Here is a 26,425-nt window from a genome sequence, read left to right on the forward strand (position 1 = left end):
TAAAGAAAGGACAGACATCCTTTTACAATGTTTTAAAACGAAATATAACAATTATCCATATAATCCCACTAAATATACCTTTAATCCCTTTTTCTTCAACAAACATAAAAAACCGAGCTGCACTCATGCACAGCTCGGTTTTTTATAATATTTATTTCATATTCCCATAAATATAATTCTTATATAAAATTTATTTATTTTTAATAAAATTATTATTTTACATAATTAAATTAAATTTCTTCCGTTTCTTTACGATAGCTTACAACTAATTCATAGTTTTGAAAGTACGAAAGATCATCAAAATCTATAAAAATAAACTACCGTCTTTCTCAACTGACACTATTTCCCGAACTGATTTCTCAGAAACAATCCCTAAAGAATATCCGGGCTGAATTGAGCTATTTCCTCCGTACCTTACAATACATCAAATAGATTCATCATGCTTTATACGCAAAATCTTTTTTGCCTAATCGTTGTTTTACAAAAATGACAAATATAATTAAAGCTATTAATCCTGAAATTGCACTACCTGCAAATAAAATACGGTAACCAAACATTTGTGAAACTACTCCAAGTAAAATCGCACCTAATCCAATCCCTAAATCAAAAGCGGTAAAGAATGAAGCGTTAGCAACTCCTCTTTTACTAGGATCAACAATTGTCAGCATCGCTGCTTGTAAAGCGGGCTGTGCTGAACCGAATCCAACACCATATAATGCCGCTGCAATCATTACACCTATCAAACCATTTGAAATCGTTAGTACAACTATCGCTAAAATAGTAATACATAGTGCCGGAAGTATGATAAAAACTTCTCCATACTTATCTAATAGTTTTCCTGAAATAGGTCGTACAATTGTTAAAGCAATTGCATATACAAGAAAGAATGTCCCAGGATTCACATCAATTGATGACGCGAATAACGGTAAAAATGTTGTTATTCCTCCATATGCAAATGATAAAAAGAAAACAACAACCGTTATTGATAAAACGGATTTTTCAAACAGCTGAATTTTCCCTTTTTCTTTTTGTGGCGTGAATGGCATTTTCGTTATTAACGATAATACGACTGCCATAAAGGATAAAAGAGTTGCTAACAAGAATAGACCATGAAATGAATAATTTTGTACAACCCATAATCCAATCATCGGGCCAATTGCCATCGCGATTGTCATCGCCATGCCATACCAGCCCATCCCTTCACCACGACGTGAATCTGGAATAATATCAGTTATCGCTGTTCCAACTGCTGTTGTAGAAACAGCCCACGTCACTCCGTGAATAACGCGTAAAACAGCTAAAAGGACAATAGTCGATGCTAAATTATACGAATACATCGTTATCCCAAAAAATATGAGTCCGAAAATAATAAAAGATCTTCTACCATATTGATCTAACATACCTCCAATAATCGGTCGTATTACAACTGCCGCTATTGTAAACATTCCCATCATCAGTCCAACTTGCGATTCATTTCCACCAATCTCTTTAATAAAGAGCGGGAGCGTTGGAACAAGTAAATAAAACCCCGTAAATAAAAATAACATCGCGATAGTCATTTGTATAAATGATTTCGTCCATAATCGTTCCATTAAAATCCCTCCATAAACACGTAAAATATACAATCAACACATCAATTGTATATTTTTCATGTTCCCTTGCCCTCCGCTAATAGACGTATCTTTTCATAATAAATGGTCTACCATCAATTTAAGTTGGTCTTACGACTTTATGCCTATGTTTTAAGCAAAAAACCTATATATGTACCTTTATAGGTTTTAGAAGAATATACTATTTTATTATTAAACTTAGGAGTGATCGTTTTCATGTGGGTATCACCAAGAATAACCGCCGTTGTCCCATCAGCTCCCTCAATACATGTTCCTGTCGTTCATACAGCTAGTTCTGATGTTGGTATCGAACTTCCTGCCGCTTGGCAACAATATCAATCGACTGACCAAGTCACCCCTTCATTTTGGCATCATGGTACACACCCGAGTAGTACTACTTTTTATGGCCCTAGTTATCCAATACCGCCAACTCAAATTTTTTATCATTTCCCATCAATTTACTTTCAAAATTTCTATGGTACTTTTAATATTTAAAAATAATATTACTCTTTATAATACAAAAAGCACCAAAGAAACCGTTTTTCCCGGTACCTTCGGTGCTTTTAAAATGCATTATTTATTGTCCATTATTGGAAGGAGCCTCTCCTGTGTTCCCGCCAGTAGTTGGTGGGGTTGGAGTTTCTTGGCCACCTCCAGTGGTTGGTGGATTTGGAGTTCCTTGGCCACCTCCAGTGGTTGGTGGATTTGGAGTTCCTTGGCCACCTCCAGTAGTTGGCGGATTTGGAGTTCCTTGACCACCTCCAGTGGTTGGTGGATTTGGAGTTCCTTGGCCACCTCCAGTGGTTGGTGGATTTGGAGTTCCTTGGTCACCTCCATTAGTTGGTGGATTTGGAGTTCCTTGACCATTTCCATTGTTTTGTTCATTTTGCTTATTCTGTTCATCTTGTTTCTTTTGCTCTTCTTGCTTCTTAAGCTCTTCTTGCTTCTTAAGTTCATCTTGTTTCTTTTGCTCTTCTTGTTTCTTAAGTTCTTCCTGTTTCTTTAATTCCTCTTGATTTTTCTCTTCTTCAGTTTTTTGCTGTTGATCTTGTTTTGGTTGTTCCGTTGTATCCGGTACGCTAGTATTTGGAGATGAATCACGTTTTTCACCTTTTATACGCAATTCACTACCTTCTTGAATAACACTACTTGGCATTTTAAAGCGTGATTTATCTGTAGCCATCTCGCTCATCATTTCTTTAAAGATCAACTGTGCAATTTTCGTATTTTTACTACTAATATACTCGTCTTTACCATCTTTCGTATATCCAGTCCATACTGCCATCGTATATTGCGGTGTATATCCTGCAAACCAACTATCACGAGTTGCACTTTCTGGAATTCCATATTGTGCTAGTTGTTTTGAAGAATAGTTAGTTGTACCTGTTTTACCAGCTACATCTAAAGAGGCCACATTTGCCGATGTACCAGTACCTGATGTAACTACAGAACGAAGCATATCAGTAATCATATATGCTGTAGAATCCGCCATAACTGATTTTGGTTTTTGTCCAAAACTTTGTGACTTGCCGTCTGGATAAACTACTTTCTTAACAAAATGCGGCTTCGTATACTTACCGTCATTCCCAAATGCCGCATAAGCACCTGCAATTTCAGTTGGTGACGCTTCATTTGTACCGATCGCTGTTGATTCTGTCGGTGCTACATTAAATGTAATACCTAATTTCTCAGAGAACTCTTTCGATTTACTAATACCTACCTCTTTAGCTGTTTTAATAGCTGGGATATTACGTGACTTTGTTAGTGCTTCACGCATTGAGATTGGCCCTAAATGACTTCTATCTGCATTTCTAACTTCTTGGCCAGTTGAATACTTAAATGGAGAGTCATCAATTTGATGATAAGTAGCCCATTTTAAATATTCAATTGCAGGAGCGTAATCAAAAATTGGTTTCATCGTTGAACCAGCTGCACGATCTAATTCAATCGCCATATTATGCCCTTTAAATACTGCTTTATTTTCACCGCGCCCACTACCTATAGCGCGAACTTCTCCAGTTTTCGTATCCATAAATGTGAAAGCACCTTGGAATTTATCATTTGGATAATTAATAATATTTGTATTCAAAATATTATCAGCTAATTTCTGTGCTTTTGGATCCAATGTTGTATAAATTTCTAAACCATCAGATCCAATATTAACATCTGGTATTTCCTTTTCTACTTCTTTAACTACTGCATCCATAAATGCAGTATATGGCATCGCTTGTAGTTCAGCTGCACTCTTAATATTTTTATCCACTGGTACTTTCGAAGCTTCTTCCATTTCTGCCTTTGTAATATAACCATGTCTATTCATTAAGTTTAGTACAGTATTTCTTCTTTCTGTTGCCCTTTGAACATTTTCTTTTTTCGTTGGGTCATAGTTATTCGGTGCTTTTGGTAAGCCAGCTAGCATCGCAACTTCTGGTAATGTTAAATCTTTCAATTCTTTACCGTAGTAGTTTTGTGCTGCTGTTGCGATTCCATATGAACGGTTTCCTAAATTAATTTTATTTAAATACATCTCTAATATTTCATGTTTTGAATATTGTTGTTCTAGCTTATACGCTAAATATATTTCCTGAACTTTACGTTTTGACGTTTTTTCCATCGATAAGAAGTAGTTTTTAATAACTTGCTGCGTTATCGTACTACCACCTTGAGAGCCATAATCTCCCTTAAGACTAACTAAAACTGCACGAGCAGTACCTTTAAAATCTACTCCGCTATGCTCATAAAAACGCGAATCTTCTGTTGCTAAAAATGCATTTTCTACCAATTTAGGGATTTGATCATACGTAACATTCGTCCGCTTTTCTTTCCCATATTCATATACCAAATTCCCGTCTTTATCATAGATTTTTGAGGATAACGGATTAACAAGTTTTGCTTTCTCAAGTTTTGGTGCATCCTTAATCATTACGAAAAAGGTAGCAACCCCTGCCACTAAACCTACAATACCAAGTAGTAAACAACTGATTAAAAATTTACGAAAAAACGATGTTTTACCTTTTGGTTTTGTTTTTTTAGAAGCTGGCTGTTTTTTCTTTTGAACTTGTCGTCGCTCCTCTCGAGAACGATAATTTTCTGACATGTTACTTTCTCCTGCCTTTCAATTCTCCCGTTGATTTACTTGAAAATATTGAGGTCACTTTCCCAAATACATTTAATCAAGAAAGTATATTGACCTGGAGCATTCAATATTTTCCCAATTCACAGATTATACATTTTAGAATACTTCTTATACAAACTATTTTCACTTCTATTTTTTCTAATAATACTGCCCCTTAAAGCATAGAATGTAAGAAGTGAATTTTTAATACCTCGTATAAATAATATACCTTTTTTTCAAATGGTCAATATTTTCTTATTTATAAATCAAAGGTGAAATAAAAATAGCACAACGATATGTACTTCGTGTGAACTTCCTTATAATTACGTATAACAAACATTTAATATATTGCATATAAGTATAATACTCCTTTAATTATTAGGATTTCAACACGACAATCCCCTTCTCTACAAGAAACCATCTAAAATGAAAAATAAGGAGTTGCGTAATGATGGAGCTATCTCCCGTTATTTCAAAAAAATTAGTTGCTGTTGGCTATAATCCTTTTTCTATGATTTTACGTATTCAACTAAAGAATGGTATGTATGATTTCTTTAATGTGCCAGAAAGCATTTACACCGGTTTATTAAACGCACATTCTAAAAGTTATTATCATAATACTTATATTAAAAATTCTTACCGCTATACTAAAATTTAAACTTGATTGGCATACAAAAAAGAAAGGCGAATCAAATCCCCTTTCTTTTTTGTATGTCAATCGCAATTTACCTTCTATTTCTTTTATTAATTTCATCATACGCCTGAACTTGTTTTTTAAGTCGCCTGTCGGCTTTTTTATCATGTACGACAAGAACTGCGTGTATCGCTCCTGGAACCCAAAAAATTAAGGTTAAAATGAAATTAATAATCGCTTGAAATGGCTTTCCGCAAAATAAAACAGCTACCGGCGGAAGTAAAATTGCTAATAAGTACATCATGTCTGAAAAACTCCTTAATGTTTATTTTTCGATTCTTCCCCATCCATCTCCTACACTATCAAACCTATGAAATCATGTTATTTCTAAAAGCGTATATAAGAACTCATCATTACAAAAATCACATATAATAGTATAACTAAATGAAGAACCTCTCACTAACGTTAACAAGTTATTTTCACCTGTTCGTTTATATGTATATTCTACGCCTATATGAAAAAGCCTACAAAAACAATTAACACATCCATCTTGTCCTACTTCTAAAATTGAAATACTCCAAACTTCATTGAAATGAGTATTTCATCACCTTTTCTTAGATTCCAATCGTTGTTCCTCTACTATTTCGGTTAATCCAATTGCTGAAATTACAGTACCTATTGCCTGTATCCAAATACCTATTAGCCCTATTATACGTTGATCTTCTTTATCTATATTACTGTCTTCTTTTCCCTTTTCTTCTTTTGGTATATTTTTAATACCTTCATATGCTTGTAATCCCGCACCTAAACTTTGCATTGAATTCCCTAATACGATAATCCACTGTATTCCATTTATCTCATTCAATGCTACTTCTACTCCTAAAAAAGCGCCAATTGATTGCAAACTATTTCCAGTAATTATAAGGAAATCATTTTCTTTCATTTGTTCATTGAGATTAAAATACGTTCCTATTACATTTGAAATATTACCTAAAGCTAATAACTCAATCCCCGTTTTCGCTAGCGCTTTATTTTTATTATCTATAGTTACCTCTTGCTTCTCACATTTATCTTCATCTTTCGCATCATTAGTTGCTATAATTTGTAATATATATCCGAGAGCTTGTAATGAACTCCCTACAATAACGAGATCCGACTCAATCTTTTCTTCCCCTGCAAACCCTCTAGTTGTTCCAATTGCCGCTATAAGATTTCCTCCTACTTGAAACCAGGCACCTGTCAATTCTAAATCGCGTAGGTTCATTTCCCATCACCTATATTTAAATTTTCTAGTACATTCAAAACAAACAAATATCACCTTTAATTCATTATTTTATTTTTCATATGTAATTTTGTGCATCACATAATGTACTAATAATACAAAAGAGCACCTTTCAGGCGCTCTTTTTGACAAGGAGTTTCTCAATGAATGTATGCCGGACATGTCAATGACTCACCGTTTTTATCTATTGATATATTTAATATATAATGAATTGCTTTATGTGACCACATTTCAGGTGTAGGAGATTCTTTTACATATTGAGGTGCACATAAGTGAAGCATTGGAGTGCTAATACTGCCACCTGGATCTAAAGCAACTACTGCCATACCATTTGGCAGTTCCATTGCCATTGACTGCGTGATACCTTCAACAGCAAACTTCGAGGCACAATATGGCGCAAGTTCAGCCTCGCCTTCTCTTCCCCAACTAGAGCTCATGTTAATAATAATTCCTTCTTTCCTAGCTATCATCGCCGGGACGAACGCCCTAATGACATTTACTACCCCGTTCACATTTACACTCATTACACTTTCAAATTCTTGTGCGGTAACTTTCCATAGAGGTGCATTTTGATTAACAATCGATGCATTATTTATTAACATATCGGGAGCCCTATACTTATTAAGAATACGACTTGCCCATTTACTAACTTGGTGATGATTTGAAACATCAATTATTTGAAAATCATGTGAAGCACCGTAATATTTATTAAGTTCTTCAATTTTATTTTTTGAGCGTCCACACCCTGCTATGTTCCACCCCAATTCATGAAACCTATCAACCATTGCACGTCCTAACCCTTGCGTTACTCCAGTAATAATTACAAGTTTCCCAATGTCGTTTCGCTCCAACTTCATCTCCTCCTTTCCATTAATATTACTCTTTTTATTCTTATTCAACTTCTCACTTAAGTATCAATTCATTTCATACTTTAGAAGTATTTTTGATATTACATATTACAAACAAAAAGAGTAACCATCATAGTTACTCTTTTTGTTTGTATCGTTATTATTTTTAAATTGTATCTTCTATTCCCTACATTTCTCACATCGATAAATATAGGTTACACCTTAATGAAAGTATATTTATGTTTACGGTTCGATTTATCCAAATACTTTTCAATCCACTTTTTCAACTTAACAGAGCCCACCTCTATCAATAAATTTCCACCTAGTCTTATAACATACTTTTATTTAAATTCTCAATCTCATTTTGTAACTTTTTAAATTGCTCAAAATGCATTGTTATAGATTGAATACTATTCCTTTCAACATTTTGCTTTACTAATAAAACGCCTGTATCGTGAAAAATTGCTTCAAGTTCTTTTCTTATAGATACTTTCGTAATATATGCGGTTTTAATTGCCGATAAAATTGCTATTTCATTAAACTTTAATTTTATTTCATTAGGACAAAATGCTTTTTCGATCAATGTGACATCATTACTATAAATATAAGCAATAAGTTTACTTGATTCTGCATCTGTTAAATCGACTGTTTTTATAACATTATCCATTACATTTTGCCTCCTTTAATTCCATATATATTAATTATTCAAATTTATTCTTTTTAAAATTCAGCTCTTCATTAATTTTAACATACTTTTTGCTCGATTGATTAAACAAAGCTTCAAACATTTTTCTATTCCGGAATATTTGTCAAATGAACCAATTAGACTATACCTTCATATAGTAATGCAAACAATTACTTATAAAGCAGGTGAAAATTATGCCCTCAGTTGTTGGGAATTTAGTTGTACAAAATAGTAACGGATCTTTCAACTTAGGTGATTTCTACAATGTTTCTCCAAAAGAGAATACGAAAGCTTATAACGGCTCTGGCGCATCTAACGTTGGTTTCGTAGTGAACACTTTTAGTGGGGTTAGCGCGACTAATACATTTGATTCTGATCTAGCAGATCAAAACCAAGTTGGTACGGCCTAACCAGATCTGTAATCATTTTTGTATAACATTTTAAAATTTGTCTATACTATACTCAGGCTGATACACAGCTATCATTGATTTTTTGAGTGCCAATCTTTTTCTCCCTTTCCCTGGGACTAAGCAGCTAGCTTGCAGCTAGCTGCTTTTTCATTTAGTTCTTCACCTCTTCAAAAAATTAGGTTTTAACAAGTAGCCTGACTCACAGCCGAATTTTGAGGTGTGAATCTGCCTGTCCGTAAATAGCTAGATAAATTAAAGAAGCTAAACTTCAAAATTCAGCTTCTTTTAGGTTACATCAATTATGTCCATTGCAGAAAATATATATGTTTTATAAAATGCATCTGTACATTTTACAATTTGTTGAATTGGATTTATATGAACCACTGTCATATAACTCGTAAGTATGTATCCTTCTTCAAAATATGTCACTAACATCTCTTCTTCAGACAATAATGAAGTTAATAATTTGTCTGAAATGCTGTCTTTCGCTTCATTTGTTATTAGCGGTCTTTGGACTTTTAATTTCTCTCCAATAATTTTTTTCATACTTAATAATTGTTCCGACATTACTGTAAACGGAACCCACTCTCTTCCTTTTTCCTGTATCTTTACATAATTCATTTTCTTTACTCCTCAATTTTCTATATCTATCCATTCTTGAACTACCCCACTTTCACTTCGTTTAGAAGTGGGGGATTCCTAAGTAAAGAGTTCTATCGAACTCTAATTTATTAGGCTATCTCCGCAGCCCTTGCGGTTAGAAGCCTTATCGCTTCATTCTTTATCCATCTCTTATTTATACGTAGCGTAGCTTTCCAATTCAAAACTATTTATGAATTTGTAGACATCTCCACTCCGAAAGAACATTCGTTCTAATTATACACGAACGAACGTTCTTACGGAAGTGCAACATGTAAATTTTTCAAACAAAATGCAACTTTAATATATGAAGTTTATTCATACTCATTTATTAGTCCCTTTTATTAATCAAATTTCTTTGCACTTCCTATCGCATCATAGAATACGTGTAGCAACAATAAAAGCGACTCCACCTAATGTGAAGTCGCTTTTATTGAACTAATTATATTTCTAATTTTACTTTTCTATCCTAACTAACGTTCTTTCTGTAATACAAATTTCAGCTACATCTCATTAACCATCCTTCAACAAAAGCATACACTTTTATTATGAACGAACTCACAAAGCTTTAGAAACTTATGATGTAAAACAATTCATTCCTCATAAGTTTCATACATATCGACAATTACTACCATTTATGCTGCTATTTGCAGGCAGTAAGATTCACACTCATCAATTTTTCACTTTCTTTATTGAATATGCTTGGGTTGCATTATAATATGTAATTCTCTCTCTGTTTCTGTTTTTTTCGGATTCCGATAATATTCCAGTTTATATTCTAATACTTCATACTCAACCATCCCAATCTTTATCCATTTTGTTTCTTTTAATACAGCTAATAGAACGCTTATATTTTCATTAGATGATTCAAAAATTTTCCCTCCGCCTTCTCTCTTAAAAATAACTTTCATATATTCTCCCCCAAATTAATTTAATAATCTAGTAAATATAAAAATATTCATCCTATTTTAATAAAGTGAAGGCTAATAATCAGTGGGGGTTTTACGAGCAGTAAGACTCCCACAAATAGCGGGATAAATAATTCTTATCATCATTAAGAACATCTTTTTGTACTAAATGTTCAACATGTCACTTCCTATAAAGTTAATTTATACTCCAATAAATATGATATGTACCATTCTTTAAATTATGTCCTCAATTCACTCTCCAAGAAAATATATTTAGTTTATATTTAACAAAATTAATTAACTAAAACATTATCATTTCAACATTTTGCGAATTTAATTGCTTATTCCTTTTATCTACATCCAAATTTTCCTATTGTAATTCTTAATATTTAAATGTAATATTGTATTGTCTTACTATCTATTTATAACTCACACACTAACGCGAAAAGGGAACTCTATATGAGTTCCCTTTTCTATTGAAAACAAAAAAAACAGAAATATAGCATTATGCTAAATCTCTGTTTTTCTTCTAAACCTTATTTCTCATCTAAGAATTTAAATGTATCTTTAAATTCTTTATCTGTTACTTTAATATCTGCTTCTTTCAATAGATCATTGATTACTTGTTGTTTCCATTTACCTGTCGCATCTTGCAGTCTTTGTTGTTCTAAATCTTTTCGAATCGTATCTTTTACTTCATCAAATGGTTTCAATTCTTTTTTATCCGTCACTTTTATTATATGATAACCATAAGATGTTTTTATTGGCTCACTTACTTGTCCTGCATCTAATTTATACGCAGCTTCCTCAAACTCTTTCACAGTTTGACCAGGAGCAAAACCAGCTATTTCTCCGCCCTGTTCCTTTGAACCAGTATCTTCCGAATACTGTTTCGCTAAAGCAGTAAAATCTTCACCATTATTTATTTTCTCTTTTACTTCTTTCGCAGTTTTTTCATCTTTCACTAAAATGTGACTTACCTTCATTTCAGGTTTATGGTTATCTTTCACATCTTTATCTGTGACAGTCGCTCTAATCGCTTTCTCAAGTGCAATTTCTGGCTTCATTCTCTCTTTTAATTCATCTTCATTCTTTAATCCTACTTGCTCTAAAGCGACTTTAAACTTGTCACCCATTTGTTCCTTCGCTGCTTCTACTTGTTTTTTAGCTTCTTCATCTGAAACTTTATATTTATCTAGCAATGCCTTATTTAACATCATTTGAGATAAAGTACTTTTTCCATATGTTTGCCTTAATTCTTTACTTAACTCTTTCTCTGTCACGTTTCCTACTTTTGATGTTGCAACATTTTCTGAGGAACCACACGCAGACAATGTTAGCGCCACACATGCAATAATAGTTCCCATAAATAGCTTTTTCTTTTTCAATTCAAATACCTCACTTTGATAAATGTATATTAGGAACTATACAGCGCTATTGTGAAATCAATGTGTTTTCTGCAAGTATTTCTCTTCATGCCAGAGACAAGCTTTATTAAATAAAAAAGCCGGCATAAATCCGACTTTTAACATCATTTAATCTGCACATGTTCTTCTTTGATCCATTTGTTCCCACCTATATCTATATATCCATCTTGACGATTCCAAATACGATAAGGAACCCTCCCATCGACCGCACCTGTATCATTCCCGTTTGGCCCATCGTACGTTCTAATTTCATATCCAGGTGTATACTTTGAATATGCATAAAACCATTGTACATTAAAATGTTCTAACTTAGCCCACTGTTGTTCACCACCTAAACAAATCATATCTTTTTCGCCACCTCCCCAATAACCTTTATAGATTAAATATGGGATTTTTTTCGTAAGTCTTCCTATAAATTGCGGATTCGCAGGATTTTCATATAAATTAATTCCGTATCCATCATCATATTTTGAAACTGCAATACCAATTCCATTTGGTCGCTTACTGTCTCCAATACTAGATTGATTTGTTTGATTTGAACCTATAAACCAAGAAAGATTTTTATTCCCAATTAATTGATTCAAATCACATTTTCCAATACCAGGAACATTTCCTGAATCAGTATATTGCCAAATATCACAAGGATATGCTGGTTTATTCCCTCCATAACGAGGAATCCAAATAAAATCAGCATCAATATTGCGAGCTCCAAATGATACATACGTGTGATGTCCTACATATAAACCAATTTTTTTTGCACCTAATCGGCGTAATTCATCAATAAATGCTTGAGTCCCGCCTTGCATATCTACCATTGTTTGAACTTCTACATCTGCCACCCAAAATTTAGCGTTTTTATCGCCACGATTCCAAAAATCTTGTGCTTCTTTTTTTGCATCTGAAATAGATATAAAACGGCAAAATGCATAATTCCCAAATGGGATACTACGTTTCTTCATTTCTTTCACATAACCTTGATACATAAAATCGATCGTATTCGAACCATCTTGAACTCTAGCAATAACTAAATCTAGCTGAGACGCTGCAATATCCCAATTAATATTTCCATTCCATTTCGAAATATCTACAATATAACCCATTACTAATCAACTCCTTTTTATTATCTTATTCAAAGCTTGTTTTATTGCTAGACCCATACGCCTAATAGCAAGCTTCTATAAGACAAATAAATATATTTTCATCATTTTTTAAAACTAAATAATTTCTTTTTATCGATAATAAATAAGTCCTTCTTTTTTTGCATTTGTAAACGATAAACTTGCGTTTATTTCATACTAAATATTGGAATAAAACTATAAATAATGTACATACTACATATAAGCAATTTTTGCTTATACTCATGAATGACCTCCAAGATTTTTCAATCTCCCTGTAAAAGGCAGCTAAAAAAAGCTGCCTTTTTACAATTTATTATATAGAGACAAGTTAATTAACGCTTATTCCCTCATATTAGTCTGTTTTTAAGCTTTTTATAAACATGATATATATTTTTTCACAACACTATTTTGATACGTAATAGAAATTACATCAACTCATACAGTATATGTAATAATCAACTACAATAAAAATTACATATTATATTAATATGTCTTCCTAATTAAAAGGAAATAAACATATAACCTCTGTTATGTAAGGAGTTTATTTAATGAAAAAAATCCCTATCGTATTCAAAGTTCCCCCGAATTCAAAGCTAAAAGTTACATTCTATGGTCCTTGTAACGAAGTAATTACAAATGTATCTTTAATTAATCAACTACTCACCACTACCTGCCAAACTGTATCTCAATATCCAGACTTCAAGAAATATATAACTGAAGTCCGATCATTATCAAATTGTTAATCGTATAATTTTATGATTTATCATTTCGAACAGTACGATAACAAAATAATAAAAAGAGCCGCATCTTTCAAAAGAAACGGCTCTTTTTCATTTCACAAAACATGACTTCATTAAAAAACTAAAATAACTCATTAATTGATATTCTGTTGATATTTTATTGATATTTTACACATATTAATGAAATGCGCATATATTATCGTATGGAGATTCTCCACTCATAAAACCTATCTTTTTTTGAGCATACTTTATTTGTATGCTCCTTTTTTATTCTTTACTTAACGGCTTACCCTGTTAATATTTCCAAATATCATCTGAACGAACATTGAATATTTCAATTTTTTTATTATGTGCTATGAATATAAGTTTAATAATTTATCTGTAGCTACATTTTCAGTATCACTTAAATCGACAAAATAATGAAGTTGCCACAATTGACTCTTCTTAGCTTGATTACTAATAGGTTTATCCCAAATAGGGTAAACCCTCATAGCCATTTTCCCTTTTTGATTTTGAATTTTTAATATTTTTTCTTTTAGAAGAATCTCTTTTGGAAAAATAAATTGTCCTAGGTTATTATCCGCTATACAAGTGATAACTAAAAGGTTAGGAGCTGAATCATAAGAAAATGCCTGATTGCTCATGGAGGCATTCTTCTCCCAAAAAGAAACAAATTGTCCAATCTTATTAGGCGTAATTTTTGATACCCTAAATCGGATGCTTCTATTATTTAGCTGGAATACCCCTCCTGCATATTCTGAATTTTGCTTTTCTTCTTTTCGTTTAGTAATTAATAGATTATTAGGTTTGTAAATCATTTCATCTAGTTTTTCAATTATATTACTAAAATTTGTCATGTAAACGCACCTTTTTTATTTTCCAGTATACCAAGAACGTTCGTTCTTGTATATTAAACTTAAACAAATGTTGGCTTTGAATAGTCTTTCAAAGATTATTTTATCTACTCCATCCATAACTTCAAATTTACTTTTATAGTATTTATTACATTACTCTTCCAATTCCTTATATTCTTCATTATTTCATTAATATATTAATAAAAAACGAGGTACATATTACATGAATCCATCCAAAATTGACTTCGGCTCCATAGAGCAACCTTTATTCCTATTAATTTTATATCTTATCGCAATTCTTTTAACACTCGGCATTACATTTAGTATATGTCATTCCCTTTTACTAAATTTAAATGCACCGAGATGAGTAGCAAAACTGTTAGCTATCATATTAACTCTAGGTGTTGCTTATCAAGTGTTTATGAACTTATTTTAATATATTACCAATTTAACACCTTTAACTAAAAGGCCCTACCATAAGGTAGGGCCTTTTTTAAAAAATAGTCCATAAATCACAAACATGTCTTTTATTTTATTGGAGATGGGAATCTTGCAGCTTCAAAATGCGTACTAATAAATCCTGGATCATTTTGTATAATCAGTCCATCTACATCACTCTCAGCAAAAATTTCAACTACATCTCCTGCATGTAATTGAAGTATTGTTGAAACAGCTACGACATTTGCAAAATTGGGTGGACCAAAAAAGTCATTATCTATCGCTATAGCTGGATTATCATTTACCCGAATTTCTACACGCGCTCTATAATTCGTATTACTATCATTAGGTGCAAAGCTGATTGTACCAATAATAGAATAAACCCCTCTAGTCTTCGGAATAAAATCTGATGTTACTGGATTATATTCATTCGCTAAATCAAACTGTTCATTTTGGAATAATACTTTAACAAAAGTATTTGCAGTGACATTTTGATTTACTGTACTAACCGCTCTAAAAGCAGATGCCCTTACAAGTTTATCTTTCTCATTATCACAACACTTATCGTAATAATCTGTACTCTTCTTACAACAAGTATGCTTTGTCTTTTTATAGCCATTGCAATGCTTACAATAATAATAAGACATATTTATATCCCCTTTCTAAATCTATTGTTGTATACTATGCAAAATAAATTTAAAAAGTTTGGACGAGCTATTGCTATTATGAAATTAAAAAACTCCACCGAAAAGCAGAGTTAATAAATTTTTTCCTTTTTAATATTTATACAATTGGAGATGGGAATCTTGCAGCCTGAAAATGAGAACCGTCTTCTGTACTACTAATAACCCCATCTATACTACTTTGTGCAAAAATCTCGACAATATCACCTGCATGTAATTGAAGTATTGTTGAAACACTTACGACATTACCGAAATTTATCGGACCAAAAAAGTCGTTATCTATAGCAATTGCCGCATTTCCATTCACTCGAACTTCTACACGCGCTCTATAATTTAAATTTGTATCGTTCGGAAAGAAACCAATCGTCCCAATTACGGAATAAACTCCTCTAGTCTTCGGAGTAAAATCTGATGTTGCTGGGTTATATTCGTTCGCTAAATCAAATTGTTCATTTTGAAATAATACTTTAACAAAAGTATTAGCTGGAAGGTTTTGATTAACTGTATTTACAGCTCTAAAAGCAGATGCTCTTACAAGGTTATTCTCCTTATGATCGCAAGAACAGTCATCACATCTTTTACCGCACTTATTATAATAATCACTTCTTTTTTTACAGCAATCATGATTTTTCTTTTGGTAACTCTCACAATTCTTACAGTAGTAATAACAAGACATATATAGTGCTCCTTTCTAATCTACTACTGCATAATATGTATGCTAGACTTGAAAAGTTTGGACAGGTTATTGCGATTACAAAAATAAAAATGCTCCACCATAAGGCAGAGCGAAGAGAAAGTATAACTTTTAAAAACAAAGCACTCATGTAATATTCTGGTTAAATCAGTAATACAAATTATCTAGTTTCATCAACTCGGATTTTCAGAAAAAACTCCTCTGTACGATTTTATTATTATTGAATAGATTATATTGTTAAGTGAGATATGCAATATTTCATATTTTATTATTTCAATATTCCTTTATTATCGTTGAGTTGTAAACATCCTCTTTAAAACACTTTAAAATCAACACTTACTCTATAACAAATACTTTTTCATCCTTTAGAATTACCTGCAAGCATTATATTCAAATATTATTATTGTAAATTATTGACCTGTACAAACGTATAATTTTTGTGTATTCCATGGACAAGGAGTAAGGTAAGAGTTACTCTTTGCCTTTTTAGGAAAGGCCCTGTTGGAGACAACAGGGCCTTTTTTCATAAACTAAATCGGTAAGATCCCCTAACTAGTAAGCTTTCTTTACCTAAACATCATGCATTTCTTTTTGCATACACCGCTACTCTTCTTCGACTGTTTCGTTTACAATCATCAGACACTATTTAACAGTACATAGTTCATTTATCCAGCACTTTCAAAACAACTTGTACACCGTTAAAATACTTCATGCACTACAAATAAATTATCCGTTCTTGTACAGGATGAGTATAAATTTTGGAATGTCCTGATATTAAATTACTTACAAGGTTTCATACCACTTATACTTTTGGAGACGGGAATCTTGCAGCTTCAAAATGCGTACTATCTTCTACATTACTAATAACTCCAGCTACGCTACTTTGTGCAAAAATCTCGACTAAATCCCCTGCACTCAATTGAATTATGGATGAAACAGCTACAACATTAGCAAAGTTTATTGGACCAAAAAAATCATTATCTATTTCATAGACACCATTTATCAAACACTCCATGTTTCTTCACCTCTTGAATATTTTTTAAATAAAAATACATACTACTTTCAAGTCGTCGTATCCACGGCTAGTACTTCTTTCTTTTGTTACAGTAGTAAGCAGGCAGGTTCTTCACCTATCTGCTTTCTCTGTATATTTTTTTAGATATCGAAAACACTACCTACAAGCTGTTTGAACTAGCAGCTTCACTCTTCTTGTAATGGGAAAGCAATTTATCACAATTAGCTAACTCATTCAACTCACAGGCAGACAACCAAAATTGTTGTCTGCTTTTTGTATGGAATTTTTCATTTTGCATATACTACTTTTGAGCCTGTTTACCAACGCAAGCCATTTTGGTGTTTTGAATTCCGACTAAGCTTTTATGTTGCACAGATTATTACATCTTTGACAACACTGGTTAAAAGCGCGTTTTCTGGTTATTCGTAGTTCTAGTCCAGAATAATTTTCCTCCTATAAAGGACAGCAGGTACGACTGCTCGTCCTTTTTTATTGCCCCAAATACTTTTGTAACAATTCCAACGCTTCATTAATGCTCCCATTTAAATCATCAAGTTCAGCATCTTCTGGACACTCCTGCAAAATCACTACCGCTCGACTTATGACATCTTGTAACTTTTCGATATCGATAGAAGTTGTAATAATTCCCTCTTGTTCTTGCGAATCAGCTTTACCATAGCCATTGTGCATGGACATCGGGTTTTCTAGCATCTAGCTCACCCCCTTAAAAAATGCAGGATTTTCCTTTCCATTATCGAATTAGTAATGTTTGAAAAGGGGGTGTAATATGGCAGAAATTAAAGTAGGACTTACACAATTTTTAGATTTCACACTGAAAAGTAGTGCAGCTAAAACAAACTTTGCGAAAAATCTAAAATCTCAACCGGAATACCAACCAGCTTTTGATTACTGGAAACAATTACGAGACACTGTTATTAAATTTCATCAAAACGAACTACCTTTTGAATGTTTCGAAACATTAGTGCAAACGGTTGATCAGAAGAAAAAGCAAAACTACATTGATGTCATAAAACAGTACAAAAAATTTATTAAAAACAAAGACGTCTCTTGGTTCGATCCAGGTAAATCACATTGGATATCAGATGATTTAATCGTCCGCTCATCACCTGAACTCGGTTTGCTCATTAATGATGAGCCGCATCTTATCAAACTGTTTTTCAAAGGAAAAAAAGAGCGAATTGATAAATACAACATCAACTCAACGCTGACATTATTAAACGAATCGATATTTTCAAATGAACATAACGATGTGAATTATACGGTTCTTAACATCCAAAAGAACAGAATGTATACGAATAACTCTATTAATAATGATCATTTAATAGCGCTTGAATCAGAAGCTAACCAGCTTTGTTATATATGGAATAAGATGTAAAGAGTACTATTCATCTCTTTCAATACCTTTTCCATGCATAATTTGGGCACAATTTTCACAGATCCTATCAGTTTAGCCCACCCTGCATTGTTCCTCACGAACAATGCAGGGTGGGCGTTTTTTCGAAAATAGTTTCTTTCACCATTTCCGCATCCTAACTCACCTCCTCCGAAAGAGTGATATAATGAGCTCTCTCCACTAAATCAGCGTTATCCCCCTGATTTTTAATTGATGAAGAAGTTCTTCGTTTTTTAGAACATGCAAAAAAAAAACGTTATTATATCGCTTATCTTCTTGCTATTACATGTGGAATGCGTAAAGGTGAAATTAATTATGTTCATTTTAATAAAACACATAAAGATTCCTTACCTAAGCCAAAAGGAGATGGGCCAAATGGTGGGCGATTACAATCTCATCATGGATTACAACAAGAATGGGCAAAAAATAATTTCAGTCAGTATGGGTATGATTCGAAACTTGCTCCAACAATAACTGTCGAGACTGGAAAAGGACTACCACATACAATCATTACTAATGCTCAAACTGCGAGACGAAATGAACGGGTGGCTTCAGGGGTAGGGAAATGGAGTACTACTTTACAAGAAGAAATGCAATTCATGGTGGGTGATTTAACTAAAGCTGGTTTTTCACGTGATACTACTAGCCAAGTTCTTGAACAACAATACAAGATGCTAGATAAACTAGGAGTTAAATATGAAAGGATTGATTATTAATGAACAGATTAGATAATATCAGTAGTGTGTATAGAATTGATGCCAAAAAATCTCCTTCGAAAGAAGAAGAAATTAAAGCGCTTCAGGATTTTTCAACAATAGATGTACCTACAGAATATATAGAAATAATTCAGCTAGCTTCAGACATTGAAATTAATGTTAACGACCAAATTTATATTCGAATTTGGGGAGCTTCGGGGTGCATTGAAATGAATGAAGCTTATGAAGTGCAGAAATATCTCCCGAATTCACTCGCAATTGGTGATGATGAAGGAGGCGGTGCATTAATCTATCTACAGGGTAAAGATGGTTTTGGAATATACTATAACAGATTCGCAGATTTGGATATTGAGGAGGCAGTGAAAATTGCAACATCGCTAACCGAATTATTAGAAAATAATGTAGGTGTGAATACTTTATTAGACATTTAAAAAATTTAGAGACCTTGATTGGCTTGCCTTTCAAGGTTTTTTATTGGTAACGATATAGGTTTTGTAACAACTATGCTATTTTTTACAAATGTTTTAGATTCCAGTGTATGGGGGTAGTGACAGAGTTGTTGTCATAGACCGCAAAGTATGATTCGATAAAATTATAAAAAGTGCACCGTACACTTTTTGAAAAAGGTTTACCGATGAAATATGATGAAATAAATGAGTACTATAGAAAACAGGCGGAACAAAACGCCATAGAGAAAACTAAGGAGACTCCAGAAGATGGATTGCACATCAAAATGCTCTAATTTCGCCCACTGCTTCTCGCTACCTAAACAAATCATATCCTTATCACCGCCACCCCAATATCCCTTAAAAATAAGATACGGGATTTTTTTCGTGATATTTCCTGTGTATTGCGGATCAGCAGGATTCTCATATAAATTCACGCCATAACCATCTGCGTATTTTGAAGTTGCGATTCCGATCCCTTCAACTTTCTCATTATCTTGTTGCGGTTGTTCTTTTACCTTTTCAGTAGTTTGTGATTGGTTCGTAAACCAAGCTAATGACTTGCTACCCACAAGATAATTCAAATCACATTTACCGACACCAGGTACATTTCCTGTTTCCGTGTATTGCCAAATATCGCATGGATACGCTGGTTTATTTCCACCATAACGCGGAATCCATACAAAGTCATATTTCACGTTTGCCATTCTACATAATCAATTGCTTTATGATCTATCCCTAAATTAACAAGTGCCTTTCTTGGCGCTCCGATTCCTCCGAATAATTCAAGTATTTTAATCAAAGCCACCCCTCCCTTCTTGCTATTAAAATAGCGTTTTTATTAAATTTCCTAAATACAACCGCTTGTTCATTACACTTTGCTCTATCATTGCATTTACTATTAGTAATACGAACTTTTAGAGGTGAATTATATTGGACGAGTTTTTATCTTCTACTGCATTAAATCCGTGTTCGATTGGGCCGACACTTTCACCTATGCAACCCTTTCAATTCCCTACAGGTGCTACTGGACCGACCGGATCAATCGGGCCAACTGGGAATACGGGATTGACAGGGAACACCGGACCTACTGGTATTACTGGACCTACTGGCGACACCGGTTGATTTCCCGCATTATTGTTGGTCCTCTCCATATACCAGCTTGCTTCCATTCCTTTTTCATTTTCCCGACATAAGAAGGACTACGATCATACATAATGCTAATATCTTTATCTGGAATGCCTTGTTGATTCAATTCGCGCACACGCTCCGGAGTAAGTCCGATGGGTTTGTCTTTTCGTTTTCCACCGTGCTCTTTCGGTTGTGTATCAAAATATCTACCCAACTAACGTAATTCTTGACCAGTCGGGCAGTTTTTACAAACACTAATACTAAAACAAGCATTATCTGAACGATTGTAATAACAACGTCTGCATTTCTGCTCTATGATATCGCCAATTTCGTATGTGATTTGGATGCGTTCTACTTTCGTTTCACTCATTAACCGAATTATTTCACATACACTATTCACTATCGATGCCATTCTTCTCTTCCCCCTTGAATAATTTTTCCAAATCAATACATACTATTTTCAAGCCGTCATATTCACGGCTAATACTTCTTTCTTTTGTTACAACAGAAGCAGGTAGATTCGTCACTTATCTGCTTTCTCTGTATATTTTTTTAAATATCTAAAAGACTACCTACAAGCTGTTTGAACTAGCAGCTTCACTCTTCTTGTAATGGGAAAGCAATTTATCACAATTGACTAGCTCATTCGACTCGCTGGCAGACAACCAAAATTGTTGTCTGCTTTTTGTATGAGATTTTTCATTATACATATACTACTCTTGGGCCTGTTTACCAATGCAAGCCATTTTGGTATTTTGAATTCCGACTAAGCTTTTTTATTGCATAGATTATTACATCTATGACAACACTGGTTAAAAGCGCGTTTTCTGGTTATTCGTAGTTTTAATCCAGAATAATTTTTCTCCTATAAAGGACAGCAGGTACGACTGCTTGTCCTTTTTTACTTATACTGCGTACTTTCCTTTTGGGTAGCCTCGAACAACATTGCTCACGCTGCTCCCCTTTTCCCATTCTGCAAACCTTTGTAACCAAGCTCCCCAACGTTCTTGTATGGAAGGATATTGATTTTGACAGACGTACCTTATCTGTTAATCATTCCCTCTCGCATATTACCAAAGAGTTTCATGAGCCTAAAACATCTTCAGGAAAGAGATTAATTGTTTTACCTGAAATTACTCTGCTGGCTCTTCAAGGACATCTTCAAAAAATCAATGAAGAAAAAGAACGGTATGGCGATGGAAATAATAATTATGATTTAGTTTGCCCAACCTATAATGGTAACCCGTGCAATTTCAGAAGTTTGACACAGCTCCTGAAAAAGCTTATAAAGAAAAGTGAGGTTCCTAATATTCGTTTGCAGGATATAAGGCGTAAATCCGAAAATCGTAAGTAAACGATTAGGACATAAAAGAGTAGGGATCACATTAGACACCTACTCATATGTATACCAGACCTACAAGAAAAAGCAGTCGAAGATTTTGCAGTTACGGATTTTGCATAAAAAATACTAGCTTATCCGTGTGACATTGAGAGGAGTCAAAAACATGAAAGAAATCAAATCTGAACAAGAATTCAAAGACATCATCGCAAGCGAGGAGCCAGTAGTTGTTAAGTTCTTTACAACATGGTGCCCGGATTGCGTGCGTATGGACAACTTTATCGGAGATGTAATGGAAGAATTCAATAAGTTTGAATGGTATTCTATTAATAAAGATGAATTCCCAAGTATCGCGGAAGAGTATCAAGTAATGGGTATTCCAAGCCTGCTTGTTTATCAAAATGGCGAGAAGCTTGGCCACTTACATAGTGCTAACGCAAAAACTGAAGAGCAAGTTACTGAGTTTTTAGAAGCATACTAAGAAACGAAAAACCTCTGAAAATATTTTCAGAGGTTTTTTCGTTTCTTAGTATGCTATTTGTATTTTTCTCTTTATAGAAAATGAACATTTTTATATTATTCTCCTCTTCTTATCCACTAATTTTTTATCATTTCTTATATATTACTCCCACGAGGAATTACGAAGAGTTATTTTGTGAAATATATATATGAATGGAATTATGCGAATCATTATTCACGCCACCTTCTCCTATACCATAATCATCGTTAATGGTTTAAACAATTTTCCGCTTTGTACTTTTCAACATTTTTTTCCTTAACGAAACTTTGTTATCCCCTTCTTAAAAAGCTATAAAACGTCAACAATGTTTGTATAGACCCACACGAGTTTCGTTTGATACTCTATGTATAGAAAGAAATTCCTTGTAGAAAGGCGAGTGATTAAAATGGATTCTCTTTCTCATAAAGAAGCTGATAAAGGTGCTATTGTCAGCATTATAGCCTACATATTTTTATCCTCTATGAAAATCATCATCAGTTATATTACCCTCTCTAGCGCATTACGTGCTGACGGTTTGAATAACTTAACGGATATTGGTGCTTCTTTAGCAATATTAATTGGCCTGAAAATTTCTCGTAAGCCTCGTGACCCAGATCATCCATATGGGCATTCGCGTGCAGAACAAATCGCATCACTTGTTGCTTCCTTTATTATGGCAACGGTCGGATTAGAAGTTGTTATTAGTGCAATTCAATCGTTTTTCAATCCGAAACAAGCAGCACCTAATGTACTTGCTGCATGGGTAGCTTTATTTTCTGCTGTCGTTATGTACGGTGTATACAAGTATACGAAAAAGATTGCAATGCGAACAAAAAGTAAATCATTAGAGGCTGCTGCAAAAGATAATTTATCAGATGCTCTTGTAAGTATTGGTACAGTAGTAGGTATAGTCGGAGCACAGTTCCAAATGCCTATTTTGGACCCTATTGCAGCTTTACTTGTCGGTCTTATTATTTGTAAGACCGCGTGGGAAATTTTCGTAGAAGCTTCTCATATGCTAACGGATGGAATTGATCCTGAAAAAATGGATGAATACGCTGATGCTATAGGGCATATTTCAGGTGTAGAACATATTGTAGATATTCGTGCTCGTATGTATGGGAACCAAACGTATGTGGATATTACAATTGAAGTAGATGCTCGAATGGATGTTAGCGAAAGCCATTGTATTACTGACAATATTGAAGATATGCTTCGAAAAAAATTCGGAATTTACCATGCTCATATTCATGTGGAGCCCATGCAAAAAGAACCTATTATGACATAGGTTCTTTTTTAATGAACGCCTTATGAAATATAATACATAAAACGAGCCAGCTACCGCCCGCTGCCCATCCGGCTAATATGTCAGATGGATAGTGCACGCCAAGATAAATTCGGCTAACTGAAATAGATAATACAACGAAGCTTGCTATAAAAATAATCAGCAACTTTTTATGCAATGAAATACGATCTTCTGTAATTGTGACGTATGCAATAAATCCTAAAAAAGCAGTAGCATTCATCGTATGACCGCTCGGAAAGCTATATCCAGTTGCTGTAACAAGCTGCGTCACATCAGGTCGTGCTCGTTCATACCATAGTTTGAGCATGCTGTTCAAATAACGTGATCCGTAATAATTAATTGTTAGAAGTAATGCACTTAATATTTTTTTTCTAAGAAGAAAATACATTACAAGTATAATGAGTAACGGGAAATATATTCTTTTTGAACCGATAAAGGACACCCAAGTAAAATAGGTTGTCAAATACTCGTTTCGGAAACTTTGAATAAAGTGTGCGACTACATTATCAAATTTTTCAATACAAGCGGTATGATACGAAAGTGATAGTGCGACAAAACAAATGAGTAGTGTACAACTTAACAAGTATAAATGTCGGTATCGTTTCACATACATAACCTCACTATGCAAAAAAATGGAGCGGTTGTTTTAGTTTTCCTCTCCATTTCTTTTTTATGCATAGTTTATTAAAAAATATTATTGTTAATTTTTTGCTGCATCGTTGGAATATCTTCGTTTGTTACTGTAAAGCGAATAACCTTCTCATCAAGATCAAGTGCTTCTGCGAATAAACCAGCCAATCCACGTGATTTTCTATCTACTTCCATAATAATTTCTAATCGGTCGTGGGCACTTGGCAAAATTAATAATTCTAATTCATCTAATTTCCCATAATACTCTCCGGAAACTGGAATAAACTCAAATTCTTGCGCGAATGGAACTTGCTTACGTAATCGATACGGTAATTCTTCGCATTCTACATGACGCGCTTTAAAACCTAATTGATTTACACTATTTAATACACTGTTCAATAGCGCATTCGGCAATACTTGAATATAATCACGGTCACTTGGATCAATACTACGTTTAATATCAAGACCTGTATGAACCCAAACCGTTTTCATTCCAAGTGTTAGTGGTGCTTCAATTGGCATTAAAAACGAAAATGGAATTTCCACTTTTTCATTTGGCTCTACAGAAAATGGATCTGTTAAACGAACTCGCTCTAAATCATACGATGCAGTTACTTTTTTATCATCCACTTCTCTTACATATGACGTCGACAACGTTAAGTAAATGCTTTCAATTTCTTGGCTAACTGAACCTCCAGTTATATGAATCTTCCCTACTATCTCTTCTCCAACTGTATACTCATCTCTTTCAAGAACAGTATCTACTTTTGCACTTCCAATTCCAACGCTTGCTAAAAACTTTTGAAACATGGGGTCTCCATCCTTTCTAAAGCGTAAGCTACATCTTTTTTCAAATCTTGTACATTTTCATAGTATGGCGCTTTCATTTGTAACATTCGCATCAGCATGTCGCGATTATATTCTTCCAGCACTAACTCTTCATACCAAGGTTTTTCCTTTTTTTCAGTCGATTGATAACTAGCATACAATAAAAATAATACGAAATGACCGAGCGCATAAAAGTCGCTACGAAAGTGAACTTCTCGCATCAAAGCTTGTTCACCTTCATAAGTTATAGCTCGCTCATCACCCTCACCTTTCAATTTAGCCAATCCAAAATCAATAATACTAATCTGATTTTCTTTCATTAATATGTTTGGAATACGTAAATCTCGGTGAATGATACCTTTACTATGAAAATACGAAACAATTCCTAGTACTTCATATAAAATTTCAAAAACTTCACGTTCATCATATACTTGCCCATCTAAGAAAATATGATCTTCGAAATTTTCCCCCGGCATATACTCCATCACAAAAAAGTTCTTTTTCTCCCATATGAAATGGTCATGTAGCTTAGGAATTGACGCATGATTTAATGTTTGTAAAATCACTTTCTCTTGCTCAAATGATTTTCTACCAGACTCATATCTTTGTTTACTTTGCCTTAATTGTTTTAAGACTTTATATTTATTTATTTGTAAATCATTAACGACATATGTAACCCCATAACTGCCCATTCCAATTACTGATTCAATCTTATAACGCTCTGCAACGATTGTATTTTTTCGCAGTGGTCTATCAAATAAAGCTAGTATACGACGCCATTTCATCAGCTACTTGAAAAGAAGCTACGGCTTTTACGTTTTCTTTTATAATGCTGATGCCCATAACCAGATGAACGTCGTTTATAGTCGCTACTTGAATAAGAGCGCCCTCTATGACGATAATCACTGCTTGAATACGAACGATGTTTTTTCTTCCCTAATAAAGAATCAATAATTTTTTTGAACATCCCTTCACCTCTTGTATAAAATTTTCTTTTAATTATACCAACAATTCTT

At 33.6% G+C, this 26,425-nt stretch carries 27 protein-coding genes and 9 pseudogenes; 12 read left to right on the forward strand and 24 right to left on the reverse strand.

The features are described from left to right. Positions 1-230: 230 nt before the first annotated feature. Both MKX66_RS08345 and MKX66_RS08350 read right to left on the reverse strand, forming a co-directional pair. A pseudogene (locus tag MKX66_RS08345) lies at positions 231-457 on the reverse strand (HesB/YadR/YfhF family protein). After that, the gene (locus MKX66_RS08350; protein ID WP_002031843.1) at positions 438-1,592 is read right to left on the reverse strand and encodes an MFS transporter; all 1,155 of its coding nucleotides are present in this window, start codon (positions 1,590-1,592) and stop codon (positions 438-440) included. Before MKX66_RS08350 ends, MKX66_RS08345 begins: the two are co-directional and overlap by 20 nt. Before the next feature lie 234 nt (positions 1,593-1,826). Between MKX66_RS08350 and MKX66_RS08355 the strand changes: the two genes are divergently transcribed. Beyond that, entirely contained in the window at positions 1,827-2,105 is a 279-nt protein-coding gene (locus MKX66_RS08355) for a hypothetical protein (RefSeq protein ID WP_002085760.1), read from the forward strand. An 82-nt stretch (positions 2,106-2,187) separates the two neighbouring features. Here MKX66_RS08355 and MKX66_RS08360 read toward each other — a convergent pair whose 3' ends face one another. Further along, the gene (locus MKX66_RS08360) at positions 2,188-4,707 is read right to left on the reverse strand and encodes a PBP1A family penicillin-binding protein (protein WP_061688759.1); all 2,520 of its coding nucleotides are present in this window, start codon (positions 4,705-4,707) and stop codon (positions 2,188-2,190) included. A gap of 466 nt (positions 4,708-5,173) precedes the next feature. Between MKX66_RS08360 and MKX66_RS08365 the strand changes: the two genes are divergently transcribed. Continuing rightward, positions 5,174-5,383, forward strand: coding sequence for a KTSC domain-containing protein (locus MKX66_RS08365; protein WP_002035375.1), 210 nt, complete (start codon positions 5,174-5,176; stop codon positions 5,381-5,383). 67 nt (positions 5,384-5,450) lie between these two features. On the opposite strand, the gene MKX66_RS08370 is transcribed toward MKX66_RS08365, so the two are convergent. From MKX66_RS08370 to MKX66_RS08385, 4 genes are all read right to left on the reverse strand, one after another. Beyond that, the gene (locus tag MKX66_RS08370) at positions 5,451-5,663 is read right to left on the reverse strand and encodes a YqaE/Pmp3 family membrane protein (protein WP_002085763.1); all 213 of its coding nucleotides are present in this window, start codon (positions 5,661-5,663) and stop codon (positions 5,451-5,453) included. Between the two features lie 300 nt (positions 5,664-5,963). Beyond that, complete coding sequence (locus tag MKX66_RS08375; RefSeq protein WP_002035373.1) at positions 5,964-6,623, reverse strand: DUF6944 family repetitive protein; 660 nt, start codon at positions 6,621-6,623, stop codon at positions 5,964-5,966. 158 nt (positions 6,624-6,781) lie between these two features. Next, positions 6,782-7,492, reverse strand: a complete 711-nt coding sequence (locus tag MKX66_RS08380; RefSeq protein ID WP_002085764.1) for an SDR family oxidoreductase — start codon at positions 7,490-7,492, stop codon at positions 6,782-6,784. Between the two features lie 325 nt (positions 7,493-7,817). Then, entirely contained in the window at positions 7,818-8,156 is a 339-nt protein-coding gene (locus MKX66_RS08385) for a hypothetical protein (protein WP_002031841.1), read from the reverse strand. A 212-nt stretch (positions 8,157-8,368) separates the two neighbouring features. Here MKX66_RS08385 and gerPF point away from each other — a divergent pair, with 212 nt between their 5' ends. Further along, complete coding sequence (gene gerPF, locus MKX66_RS08390) at positions 8,369-8,584, forward strand: spore germination protein GerPF (RefSeq protein ID WP_001141569.1); 216 nt, start codon at positions 8,369-8,371, stop codon at positions 8,582-8,584. 285 nt (positions 8,585-8,869) lie between these two features. Here gerPF and MKX66_RS08395 read toward each other — a convergent pair whose 3' ends face one another. From MKX66_RS08395 to MKX66_RS08410, 4 genes are all read right to left on the reverse strand, one after another. Then, positions 8,870-9,205, reverse strand: coding sequence for a YolD-like family protein (locus tag MKX66_RS08395; RefSeq protein ID WP_002085766.1), 336 nt, complete (start codon positions 9,203-9,205; stop codon positions 8,870-8,872). 707 nt (positions 9,206-9,912) lie between these two features. Further along, the gene (locus MKX66_RS08400; RefSeq protein ID WP_326996807.1) at positions 9,913-10,134 is read right to left on the reverse strand and encodes a hypothetical protein; all 222 of its coding nucleotides are present in this window, start codon (positions 10,132-10,134) and stop codon (positions 9,913-9,915) included. Positions 10,135-10,667: 533 nt separating this feature from the next. Further along, positions 10,668-11,519: a peptidylprolyl isomerase PrsA gene (locus MKX66_RS08405; protein WP_002031835.1), complete on the reverse strand. Its 852-nt coding sequence runs from the start codon at positions 11,517-11,519 to the stop codon at positions 10,668-10,670. Positions 11,520-11,662: 143 nt separating this feature from the next. Next, positions 11,663-12,658: a glycoside hydrolase family 25 protein gene (locus tag MKX66_RS08410; protein WP_012260898.1), complete on the reverse strand. Its 996-nt coding sequence runs from the start codon at positions 12,656-12,658 to the stop codon at positions 11,663-11,665. Positions 12,659-13,224: 566 nt separating this feature from the next. Here MKX66_RS08410 and MKX66_RS08415 point away from each other — a divergent pair. Further along, positions 13,225-13,419 (forward strand): hypothetical protein, encoded by a 195-nt coding sequence (locus MKX66_RS08415; RefSeq protein ID WP_002189528.1) that lies wholly within the window; start codon positions 13,225-13,227, stop codon positions 13,417-13,419. 350 nt (positions 13,420-13,769) lie between these two features. Here the strand turns inward: MKX66_RS08415 and MKX66_RS08420 are convergent, their stop codons facing one another. Beyond that, the gene (locus MKX66_RS08420; RefSeq protein ID WP_341085917.1) at positions 13,770-14,273 is read right to left on the reverse strand and encodes a MepB family protein; all 504 of its coding nucleotides are present in this window, start codon (positions 14,271-14,273) and stop codon (positions 13,770-13,772) included. Between the two features lie 220 nt (positions 14,274-14,493). Here MKX66_RS08420 and MKX66_RS08425 point away from each other — a divergent pair. Continuing rightward, a pseudogene (locus tag MKX66_RS08425) lies at positions 14,494-14,706 on the forward strand (hypothetical protein). A 91-nt stretch (positions 14,707-14,797) separates the two neighbouring features. On the opposite strand, the gene MKX66_RS08430 reads toward MKX66_RS08425, so the two are convergent. From MKX66_RS08430 to MKX66_RS08445, 4 genes and pseudogenes are all read right to left on the reverse strand, one after another. Beyond that, positions 14,798-15,355 (reverse strand): C1q-like domain-containing protein, encoded by a 558-nt coding sequence (locus MKX66_RS08430; protein ID WP_002031830.1) that lies wholly within the window; start codon positions 15,353-15,355, stop codon positions 14,798-14,800. A 136-nt stretch (positions 15,356-15,491) separates the two neighbouring features. Beyond that, on the reverse strand, positions 15,492-16,067 hold the full coding sequence (locus MKX66_RS08435) for a C1q-like domain-containing protein (RefSeq protein WP_002031829.1): 576 nt from the start codon (positions 16,065-16,067) through the stop codon (positions 15,492-15,494). Between the two features lie 820 nt (positions 16,068-16,887). Then, positions 16,888-17,073 (reverse strand): annotated as a pseudogene (locus MKX66_RS08440) (hypothetical protein); the annotation flags it as partial. Positions 17,074-17,589: 516 nt separating this feature from the next. Then, on the reverse strand, positions 17,590-17,811 hold the full coding sequence (locus tag MKX66_RS08445) for a hypothetical protein (protein WP_040963065.1): 222 nt from the start codon (positions 17,809-17,811) through the stop codon (positions 17,590-17,592). 76 nt (positions 17,812-17,887) lie between these two features. On the opposite strand from MKX66_RS08445, the gene MKX66_RS08450 reads away from it, so the two are divergent. From MKX66_RS08450 to MKX66_RS08460, 3 genes and pseudogenes are all read left to right on the forward strand, one after another. Next, entirely contained in the window at positions 17,888-18,496 is a 609-nt protein-coding gene (locus MKX66_RS08450; protein WP_341085918.1) for a hypothetical protein, read from the forward strand. 323 nt (positions 18,497-18,819) lie between these two features. Continuing rightward, positions 18,820-19,230: pseudogene (locus tag MKX66_RS08455) on the forward strand (WXG100 family type VII secretion target); the annotation flags it as partial. Next, a complete protein-coding gene (locus MKX66_RS08460) occupies positions 19,230-19,661 on the forward strand; it encodes an SMI1/KNR4 family protein (RefSeq protein ID WP_341085919.1) in 432 nt (143 codons plus the stop codon). The pseudogene MKX66_RS08455 and the gene MKX66_RS08460, both read left to right, overlap by 1 nt. 290 nt (positions 19,662-19,951) lie before the next feature. Here MKX66_RS08460 and MKX66_RS08465 read toward each other — a convergent pair. After that, a pseudogene (locus MKX66_RS08465) lies at positions 19,952-20,377 on the reverse strand (N-acetylmuramoyl-L-alanine amidase); the annotation flags it as partial. Positions 20,378-20,382: 5 nt separating this feature from the next. Further along, positions 20,383-20,478, reverse strand: a pseudogene (locus MKX66_RS08470) (DNA (cytosine-5-)-methyltransferase); the annotation flags it as partial. A gap of 131 nt (positions 20,479-20,609) precedes the next feature. On the opposite strand from MKX66_RS08470, the pseudogene MKX66_RS08475 reads away from it, so the two are divergent. Next, a pseudogene (locus MKX66_RS08475) lies at positions 20,610-20,798 on the forward strand (exosporium leader peptide-containing protein); the annotation flags it as partial. On the opposite strand, the pseudogene MKX66_RS08480 reads toward MKX66_RS08475, so the two are convergent. Together MKX66_RS08480 and MKX66_RS08485 are read right to left on the reverse strand one after the other, a co-directional pair. Continuing rightward, positions 20,782-21,177: pseudogene (locus tag MKX66_RS08480) on the reverse strand (hypothetical protein). The pseudogenes MKX66_RS08475 and MKX66_RS08480 sit on opposite strands and share 17 nt — an antisense overlap. A gap of 22 nt (positions 21,178-21,199) precedes the next feature. Beyond that, positions 21,200-21,334, reverse strand: a complete 135-nt coding sequence (locus MKX66_RS08485; RefSeq protein WP_256491187.1) for a hypothetical protein — start codon at positions 21,332-21,334, stop codon at positions 21,200-21,202. Between the two features lie 611 nt (positions 21,335-21,945). On the opposite strand from MKX66_RS08485, the pseudogene MKX66_RS08490 reads away from it, so the two are divergent. From MKX66_RS08490 to MKX66_RS08500, 3 genes and pseudogenes are all read left to right on the forward strand, one after another. Beyond that, a pseudogene (locus tag MKX66_RS08490) lies at positions 21,946-22,269 on the forward strand (site-specific integrase). Between the two features lie 43 nt (positions 22,270-22,312). Continuing rightward, complete coding sequence (locus MKX66_RS08495) at positions 22,313-22,627, forward strand: thioredoxin family protein (RefSeq protein WP_000658777.1); 315 nt, start codon at positions 22,313-22,315, stop codon at positions 22,625-22,627. Positions 22,628-23,051: 424 nt separating this feature from the next. Beyond that, positions 23,052-23,933, forward strand: coding sequence for a cation diffusion facilitator family transporter (locus tag MKX66_RS08500; protein ID WP_002085782.1), 882 nt, complete (start codon positions 23,052-23,054; stop codon positions 23,931-23,933). Here MKX66_RS08500 and MKX66_RS08505 read toward each other — a convergent pair. The 4 genes from MKX66_RS08505 to MKX66_RS08520 form a co-directional block, all read right to left on the reverse strand. After that, positions 23,923-24,558, reverse strand: a complete 636-nt coding sequence (locus tag MKX66_RS08505; RefSeq protein WP_002127255.1) for a phosphatase PAP2 family protein — start codon at positions 24,556-24,558, stop codon at positions 23,923-23,925. The genes MKX66_RS08500 and MKX66_RS08505 overlap by 11 nt on opposite strands. Positions 24,559-24,635: 77 nt before the next feature. After that, a complete protein-coding gene (locus tag MKX66_RS08510) occupies positions 24,636-25,391 on the reverse strand; it encodes a sporulation protein (RefSeq protein ID WP_326996542.1) in 756 nt (251 codons plus the stop codon). Continuing rightward, entirely contained in the window at positions 25,373-26,194 is an 822-nt protein-coding gene (locus tag MKX66_RS08515; RefSeq protein WP_002031735.1) for a serine/threonine protein kinase, read from the reverse strand. Before MKX66_RS08515 ends, MKX66_RS08510 begins: the two co-directional genes overlap by 19 nt. Further along, on the reverse strand, positions 26,194-26,376 hold the full coding sequence (locus MKX66_RS08520) for a hypothetical protein (RefSeq protein WP_000473368.1): 183 nt from the start codon (positions 26,374-26,376) through the stop codon (positions 26,194-26,196). Before MKX66_RS08520 ends, MKX66_RS08515 begins: the two co-directional genes overlap by 1 nt. Between the last annotated feature and the right edge of the window lie 49 nt (positions 26,377-26,425).

The organism is Bacillus sp. FSL R9-9530, assembly GCF_038008145.1.
In the GTDB taxonomy this organism is placed as follows: domain Bacteria; phylum Bacillota; class Bacilli; order Bacillales; family Bacillaceae_G; genus Bacillus_A; species Bacillus_A mycoides.